The sequence below is a fragment of the Bradyrhizobium sp. AUGA SZCCT0431 genome, from assembly GCF_018131065.1.
Classification (GTDB): Bacteria; Pseudomonadota; Alphaproteobacteria; order Rhizobiales; family Xanthobacteraceae; genus Bradyrhizobium.
This window is the reverse complement of the sequence record NZ_JAFCLR010000010.1, coordinates 217,003-224,131: the sequence shown is the minus strand read 5'-3', so window position 1 is coordinate 224,131 and position 7,129 is coordinate 217,003. Positions and strand designations below refer to the sequence as shown.

Annotated in this window: 8 protein-coding genes; 5 read left to right on the top strand and 3 right to left on the bottom strand. The window is 64.4% G+C overall.

The features are described 5' to 3' along the window. Positions 1-321: 321 nt before the first annotated feature. Positions 322-534 carry a hypothetical protein gene (locus JQ567_RS12445; RefSeq protein ID WP_212439079.1) on the bottom strand — a complete coding sequence of 71 codons (213 nt, stop codon included), beginning with the start codon at positions 532-534 and terminating at the stop codon, positions 322-324. A gap of 73 nt (positions 535-607) precedes the next feature. After that, entirely contained in the window at positions 608-1,609 is a 1,002-nt protein-coding gene (locus JQ567_RS12440; RefSeq protein ID WP_212439068.1) for a 2-dehydropantoate 2-reductase, read from the bottom strand. A gap of 149 nt (positions 1,610-1,758) precedes the next feature. Here JQ567_RS12440 and JQ567_RS12435 point away from each other — a divergent pair, with 149 nt between their 5' ends. Both JQ567_RS12435 and JQ567_RS12430 read left to right on the top strand, forming a co-directional pair. After that, positions 1,759-2,361, top strand: coding sequence for a YidB family protein (locus JQ567_RS12435; RefSeq protein ID WP_212439067.1), 603 nt, complete (start codon positions 1,759-1,761; stop codon positions 2,359-2,361). A 60-nt stretch (positions 2,362-2,421) separates the two neighbouring features. After that, positions 2,422-2,700 (top strand): GlsB/YeaQ/YmgE family stress response membrane protein, encoded by a 279-nt coding sequence (locus tag JQ567_RS12430; protein ID WP_212439066.1) that lies wholly within the window; start codon positions 2,422-2,424, stop codon positions 2,698-2,700. 133 nt (positions 2,701-2,833) lie between these two features. Here the strand turns inward: JQ567_RS12430 and JQ567_RS12425 are convergent, their stop codons facing one another. Further along, complete coding sequence (locus JQ567_RS12425; protein WP_212439065.1) at positions 2,834-3,616, bottom strand: SDR family NAD(P)-dependent oxidoreductase; 783 nt, start codon at positions 3,614-3,616, stop codon at positions 2,834-2,836. A 289-nt stretch (positions 3,617-3,905) separates the two neighbouring features. Here JQ567_RS12425 and JQ567_RS12420 point away from each other — a divergent pair, with 289 nt between their 5' ends. Genes JQ567_RS12420 through JQ567_RS12410 form a run of 3 tightly spaced genes read left to right on the top strand, consistent with a single transcriptional unit; the run spans position 3,906 to position 7,001 of the window. Next, positions 3,906-4,970: an acyl-CoA dehydrogenase family protein gene (locus JQ567_RS12420; protein ID WP_212439064.1), complete on the top strand. Its 1,065-nt coding sequence runs from the start codon at positions 3,906-3,908 to the stop codon at positions 4,968-4,970. Positions 4,971-5,004: 34 nt separating this feature from the next. Further along, positions 5,005-6,165 carry an acyl-CoA dehydrogenase family protein gene (locus tag JQ567_RS12415; RefSeq protein WP_192736508.1) on the top strand — a complete coding sequence of 387 codons (1,161 nt, stop codon included), beginning with the start codon at positions 5,005-5,007 and terminating at the stop codon, positions 6,163-6,165. 17 nt (positions 6,166-6,182) lie between these two features. Beyond that, entirely contained in the window at positions 6,183-7,001 is an 819-nt protein-coding gene (locus tag JQ567_RS12410) for an enoyl-CoA hydratase/isomerase family protein (protein ID WP_212439063.1), read from the top strand. The last annotated feature ends 128 nt before the right edge of the window (positions 7,002-7,129 follow it).

Here is a 7,129-nt window from a genome sequence, read left to right as displayed (position 1 = left end):
CTCGCGTGGGCCGCCTGGATCGTCGGCCGGCTCGGCGGCTGGGACGGTTACCCCTCGTCCAAGCCGCCAGGTCCCATCACCATGAAGCACGGCCTCGAATACTTCCACGCCGCCGCCGCAGGATGGAGCCTCAGAGATGTGTGCATGCACTAGAGCGAAGGCCGGGACCCATAACCACCAGCGATCATTGTTTTGCACGCTGGTTGTTGTCTTCCTCTTCCCACAAGCGAGGCCGCGGCGTATGGGTCCCGGCCTTCGCCGGGACGACAACATCAATCCGTCATCACCATTGCTCCGCAGATAGCGTCAGCATCAACAGGATCAGTTCGCAGGCACGCGCTTGGTCCGGCGCGGAGGCTTTGTCACTGGCGCGACCGGTCTATAGAGTCGCGTCGAGGCGGCCCGCTGCTCCTGCAGCCGTGCCTCATAGCCCGGCGACGGCGTCGCAACGGGCGGCACGGCATACGCGGGAAGCACGGATAACGAGCCGAGAAAGGCGGCGATCGCCAGAGGGGCTGCGCGTGTTGGTTTCATGCCGCTTCTCCCAGTGAACGCTTCCAAGCAAAACTCGTGCAGCATCGGCGCCATTTCAAGGCAACCAACCGCTTCAGCTGCGGATCTGATCCGGTGTCAGCCCCGGCGAACCCTGGCCGGCGGCCTCGGCTTTGCGGATCAGTTCGACGACCCGGCGCGACAGCGGCACGTCCAGCCCGCGCCGCTCGGCGATCTCGGTGATGACGCCCTGAAAATAGTCGATCTCGGTGCGGCGGCCGCGTTGCAGATCCTCCCACATCGAGGAGCGCGCTTCGGGATCGATCTTCATCGTCCGCCCCAGCACGGCTTCGAAGATCATATCCGGCAAACGCAATAAAGGCGGCATCCAGCCCGCCGGCAGCGGCGTCGGCGAAACCGGCTTGATGCCCTCCGCGCGCATCGCCGCCAATCCTTCCGTCACCTGGTCGGCAAACAATCGCCGCCAAGGCCGTTGCGCGAGTTGGCGGCGCAGCGGCAGATCGGCCAGCGCATTGAGCGCGTTGTTGAGATTGAGCAGCAGCTTGCCCCATTGCACGCCGTCGATATTGCCGGTCGGGCGCATGTTCAATCCGGGCACTGAAAGCTTTTCGGCGGTACCGGCGGCGTCCTGTTCGATCACGATGTCGCCCGACGTCGCGCGATGAAACCGCCCCTCGCCTGCCGTGATCACATTGAACGGCACCATGCCGCCGAGCACGCGCCGGCCGGGCAAGCGATTGCGCAGCACCGCAACATTGCCGACGCCGTTCTGCAGGCTGACGACAATGACATCTGATGGAGCGTGCCGTGCGATGATATCCGCCATGTCAGCGGTATCGGCGCTTTTGACAGACACCAGCACCACGCCGGCATCCCCAAGGATCGCGGGATCATCCGACAGCGTGAGCTTCTTGGCATCAAGCGTTTGATCGAAACCTTCAAAGCTCGTCGGCCGCAGGCCCCTGGCCTCGATCTCGGCGATCACGCGCGGGCGTGCCAGCAAGGCGACACGGCGGCCGCCGGCCGCCAGCATGCCGCCGACGAAGCAGCCGATGCTGCCCGCGCCCGCCACGCCAATCGTTCGGCCTGCGTTCATCTTCAATTGTCTCTATTGCCGGCCGTTCGATAGCAGAACCGGCGCCCGGTGCCTATCGAAGGCGCAAACGCTTATCCGGGCGCGCCTTGTAACCGTCATGGGCCACCGTTATGTTTCGCCCGGGGGCTGACACGCTGCAGGAGACTACCATGGGTTTACTCGACATACTCAACGGCATGCAGAACGGCCCGCGCGGCCCCGGCAACCCGAACGCGCAATCGGACAGCAAGGAGGGCATGTCGCCGATGACCATGGCGATCCTGGCTCTGCTGGCCTGGAAAGCCGTGAAACATTTCGGCGGCAGTCAGCCGGGTGCAGCGCCCTCCGCGCCTTCTGCCCCGCCGAAACTGCCCGGCAACGTGACTGCGGGCCTGCCCGGCGGCCTGGGTGGTGCTTTGGGCGGAGGCGGCCTCAGCGATCTGATGAAGGGCGGCCTCGGCGGCTTGCTCGCTGGCGGCGCCGCCGGCAGCATCCTCAGTGGCGGTCTCGGCGACCTGCTCAAGCAGTTTCAGGAGAAGGGCCAGGGCGACGCGGCGAGTTCATGGGTCAGCAATGGACCCAACAAAGAGATCGCACCGGGCGATCTCGCCAGCGCGCTCGGCGCCGACCAGATCGAATCGCTGTCCTCGCAGACCGGTATGTCGCGCGATGATCTGCTGCAGGGTCTCAGCCAGTATCTGCCCGACGTGATCAATCACCTGACGCCGGACGGAAGGCTGCCGGACGAGAACGAAATCTCAGGCCGGCTTTGATACCGCGGCGCGCTCGCGCGCCGCATTCTCCCTCATAGAACATTGCAAAGGACCATCGCCATGGGTGGCATTATCTGGGTCATCGTCGTCGGCTTTGTCGCCGGAATTATCGCGCGCCTGCTTTCGCCCGGCCCCAACAATCCGAGCGGCTTCATCCTGACCACGGTGCTCGGCATCGCCGGCGCGTTTCTCGCGACCTTCATCGGCCAGGCGATGGGCTATTACAGCCAAAATCAGGGCGCCGGCTTCGTCACCGCCACCATCGGCGCGCTGATCGTGCTGTTCATCTGGAACCGGCTGGTGGCCAGCCGCGTGATTTCGGATCCGGGTAACAGGTAGTTATTGCTGTCGTCCCGGCCTTGAGCCGGGACCCATACTCCGCGGCCGCCGTTGTTTTGCGCGGTCTCTAACGCCAGTGTTCTTGCCGATAGAACACAGCGTATGGGTCCCGGCCTTCGCCGGGACGACATCGTCACAAAACCAGATGCATCCCCGCATCCATGCGGACGAACTCGCCGGTCATCTGTCCAGACGCCGGCGAGGCGAGGAAGCAGACGAGCTGCGCGATATCGTCAGCCGTTGAGGCCGTCTTCAGCGGCACCTTCGCAATCACCGAATCCCGCACCGCCTTGGCGCCGGCCTCGCCGCGGCCCTTGGTGAACCAGGGCGTATCGATGTAGCCCGGGCATACCGTGTTGACGCGGATCAACGGCGCCAATGCGCGCCCCAGCGATTGCGTCATGGTGTTGAGCGCGCCCTTGCTCGCGGCATAGGCGACCGACGAGCCGCCGCCGGAAATGCCGGCCACCGACGACACGTTGACCACGGCGGACGCACGCCCGGAGGCCTTGGCGCCCGCTTCGAGCTGCGCGCGCGCGGCGCGGATCATCTGAAACGGGCCGATGGTGTTGACGGCATAGATGCGCTGGAAATCTTCCGCCGTCAGATCATCCATCTTGTCGTGCGGCACGTGCTTGGTGGTGCCGGCATTGTTGACCAGCACGTCAAGCCGCCTCCAGGATGCGGCGGCCGCGGCAATCTTCTTGCAGTCCTCGTCGCGCGAGACGTCGCCCTGCACCACGATGACTTCGGCGCCCGCCGTACGGCAGAGGTCAGCGGTCGCTTCGGCCTCGGCCTTGCTGTTGGAATAATTGACGACGATACGCGCACCGCCCTTGGCCAGAATGGCCGCGGTCGCAGCCCCGAGGCCGGATGCCGAACCCGTTATGATCGCGCACAAATCATCCTTCGACATCCGCATTTCCTCTTTTTGTTTTGAAACTTTGTTCGAGCCCATTTCCGCGTCTACCATATCGCGGGGCAAAGTCCCTGCAAATCGGGGAAATCCGTTGCGCGGAATTTATTCTTCGCCTGTCGCGCTGTATGCCGCCGCCGCAGGCAGCCCTGCGGGCAGCGCTTGTCACGGCTATGGCTTTTCCGCATCATAAAGCGCAAGAAAAGATCGAGAAAAGGCCGCACCTGAAGCCCGGCGGAACAGCCGGGCCCAGTGCCAATAAGCTGTGCCAATCAAGATGAGGAACGCTGTGGCGGAGAGTGAGAACATCGTTGCCGAGACCGCGGAGAAGATCTTCGCCGATCTCGCCGACGCCCAAACCATCAATCGCGACAAGGACGGCGCGTGGAAGGCCCCGCTCTGGCAGGCGCTGAGCGAGTCCGGCCTGCCGCTGTCCTGGGTGCCGGAGGATTGCGGCGGTTCGGGCGCGAGCCTTGCCGAAGGCTTTTCCGTTCTCAGCGCCGCCGGACGTTTTGCGGTCGCGGTGCCGCTGGCGGAAACCATGCTTGCGGGATGGCTGCTGGCGCAGGCGAAAATCTCCTCGCCCGACGGCGAAATGACCGTCGCGCCCGCGAGCCCAAAAGACCGCATCGCGCTCAATGCCGATGGCAGCCTGTCGGGCAAGGCCCGCGGCGTGCCGTTTGCGAACGCCGCCAAGCACATCGCGGTCGTCGCCGGCGATGCCAAGGGGCTCTCGATCGCGCTCGTTGAAGCAGCCAAGTGCCGGATCGATTCCGGCCTCGGCCTCGGCGGCGACCACAGCGACACCGTGACCTTCGACAAGGTGCAGCCGATCACGACCAGGCCGGCGCCGAAAGGTTTTGAGCAAACCCATCTGATGCTGATGGGCGGCGTCGCCCGCTCCCTGCAGATCGCGGGCGCGCTGGAATCGATGCTGGAAATTTCCGTGCGCTATTCCAACGAACGCGTCGCCTTCGAGAAGAAGATTTCGAAATTCCAGGCGGTGCAGCACAATTTGGCGCGGCTCGCGGGCGAATCGGCAGCGGCGCTGGCCGCGGCGACCTCGGCCGCGGATGCCATCGCCAACGCCACTTCATTCAACGACGAAGTGTTCCTCGAAGCGGTATCGGCCAAAATCCGCTGCTCGGAAGCCGCCGAAAAGGGCGGCGGCATCGCCCATCAGGTGCATGGCGCGATCGGCTTCACCATCGAGCACATTCTGCATCGCTACTCGCTGCGGGCGCTCGGATGGCGCGACGATTTCGGCTCGGAAAGCTACTGGGCGGTCGAGCTCGGCAGGCTCGTAGCTAACCGCGGCGCCGATGAATTGTGGCCGCTGGTGGCCTCGCGCTGATTTTCATAACCGTTTGCCTGCATAGAGACGCACCATGACCGCAGCCCTTCGTTTCGATCCGATCCGCCTGCCGCCCGAATGCGAACAGCTTCGCAAGGAAGTGCGCGCCTTCCTTGCCGAGGAAATCGCCGCCGGCACCTTCGATCCGCACCAGCCCAACCGCGAAGACACCGACGCGCCGGAATTCTCCCGCCGGGTCGGCGCCAAGGGCTGGCTCGGCATGACCTGGCCGAAGAAATATGGCGGCCATGAGCGCTCGTTCCTCGAGCGTTATGTGGTCACCGAAGAGATGCGCGTCGCCAACGCGCCGACACGGCGCTTCTTCGTCGCCGATCGTCAGAGCGGCCCGGTGCTGCTGAAATACGCACCCGAGAACATCAAGATGGACATCCTGCCGCGCATCTGCCGCGGCGAGGTCTGTTTTGCGATCGGCATGAGCGAGCCGAACTCCGGCTCCGATTTGTTCGCGGCCAAGACCCGCGCCACCAAGACCGACGGCGGCTATCTGATCAACGGCACCAAGATCTGGACCTCCTCGGCCCACATCGCCGACTACATGATCGCGATCTTCCGCACCTCGCCGCCGACCAAGGAAAACCGCCGCCACGGCCTGACGCAGTTTCTGGTCAAGATGAAGCAGCCGGGCATCGAGGTGAACCCGATCCAGCAGATCACCGGCCAGTACGAATTCAACGAAGTGGTCTTCACCGACTTCTTCGTCCCCGAAGATCACGTGCTCGGCGAAGTCGACGGCGCCTGGAAGCAGGCGACCTCCGAACTCGCCTATGAACGCTCGGGCCCCGAACGTTTTCTGGAAACCTATTATGTGCTGACCGAACTGGTCCGCGCGGTCGGCAAGAACCCGGATACCCGCAGCGCCGAGGGCATCGGCCGGCTGGTGGCGCAGTTGCACACCATGCGGCGCATGTCGGTGTCGGTGGCGGGCATGCTGCAGGCCGGCAAGGAGCCGGTAGTGGAAGCCTCCATCGTGAAAGACATCGGCACGGTGTGGGAGCAGGCGCTGCCGCACCGGGTGCGCGACCTCGCGGCGTTCGTCGAGGAGACCGCCACCAACCGCGAGACGCTGGAAAACCAGCTCTCGTTTGCGATCAAGACCGCACCAAAACTGACGATCCAGGGCGGCACCACCGAAGTGCTGCGCGGCATCATCGCCCGCGGGCTGGGTTTGCGCTAATTCAACGAGGAAACAAAATGACAAAATACACGGATATCGGCGTCGAGAAGCACGGCCATGTCGGCCTGATAGAAATCCAGCGGCCACCGCTGAACTTCTTCGACATTTCGCTGATCAACCAGATCGCGGATGCGCTCGAGGAATTCGACCAGGATATCGAGATCCGCGCCTCGGTTCTCGCCGCCCAGGGCAAGGCGTTCTGCGCCGGCGCCAATTTCAGCGATCCAAAGCGGCAGGAGCAGGAAGCGGCCGAGGCGGCAGCAGCCAAAAAGGGCGATCCCGCCGACAGTCTCGGTTCGATTAACAGTCTTTATCTGCACGCGGTGCGGATCTTCCGCGCCAAGAAGCCGGTCGTCGCGGCAGTGCATGGCGCCGCGATCGGCGGCGGCCTCGGGCTTGCGGTCTCTGCGGACTTCCGCGTCACCTGCCCGGAGGCGCGCTTCTCGGCCAACTTCACCAAACTCGGCTTTCATCCGGGCTTCGGGCTAACGACGACGCTTCCCGAACTGGTCGGCAAGAACAACGCCGAGCTGATCTTCTACACCAGCCGCCGCGTGACCGGCGAGGAGGCCACCAGAATGGGCCTCGCCAATATCTGCGTGCCGCAGGATCAGGTGCGCGCCGAGGCCATGAAGCTCGCCGCAGAGATCGCCGAATGTTCGCCGCTCGGCCTGCTCTCGACCCGCGCCACCATGCGCGCCGGCCTCGCCGACCGCGTGCTGGCCGCGACCAACCACGAACTCGCCGAACAGTCGCGCCTGCGCGCCACCGAAGACTTCAAGGAAGGCGTCAAGGCGACGGCAGAGCGAAGGGTCGCGAACTTCAAGGGGCGGTAGCGTTTTAGACGGTGTCGTCCCGGCCTTGAGCCGGGACCCATACGCCGTGTCCTCTCGGTGAGAGCACCGGCGTTAGATACCTTCCAAGACAAGTAGGGCCGCGGAGTATGGGTCAAGGCCGGGACGAC

What these genes read in the sequence shown, in the direction of transcription:
- JQ567_RS12430 (WP_212439066.1), top strand. Translation starts at nt 2,422, where the DNA reads ATGGGTGGCATTATCTGGGTCATCGTCGTCGGCTTTGTCGCCGGAATT.
- JQ567_RS12410 (WP_212439063.1), top strand. Translation starts at nt 6,183, where the DNA reads ATGACAAAATACACGGATATCGGCGTCGAGAAGCACGGCCATGTCGGC.
- JQ567_RS12415 (WP_192736508.1), top strand. Translation starts at nt 5,005, where the DNA reads ATGACCGCAGCCCTTCGTTTCGATCCGATCCGCCTGCCGCCCGAATGC.
- JQ567_RS12445 (WP_212439079.1), bottom strand. Translation starts at nt 534, where the DNA reads ATGAAACCAACACGCGCAGCCCCTCTGGCGATCGCCGCCTTTCTCGGC.
- JQ567_RS12440 (WP_212439068.1), bottom strand. Translation starts at nt 1,609, where the DNA reads ATGAACGCAGGCCGAACGATTGGCGTGGCGGGCGCGGGCAGCATCGGC.
- JQ567_RS12425 (WP_212439065.1), bottom strand. Translation starts at nt 3,616, where the DNA reads ATGTCGAAGGATGATTTGTGCGCGATCATAACGGGTTCGGCATCCGGC.
- JQ567_RS12435 (WP_212439067.1), top strand. Translation starts at nt 1,759, where the DNA reads ATGGGTTTACTCGACATACTCAACGGCATGCAGAACGGCCCGCGCGGC.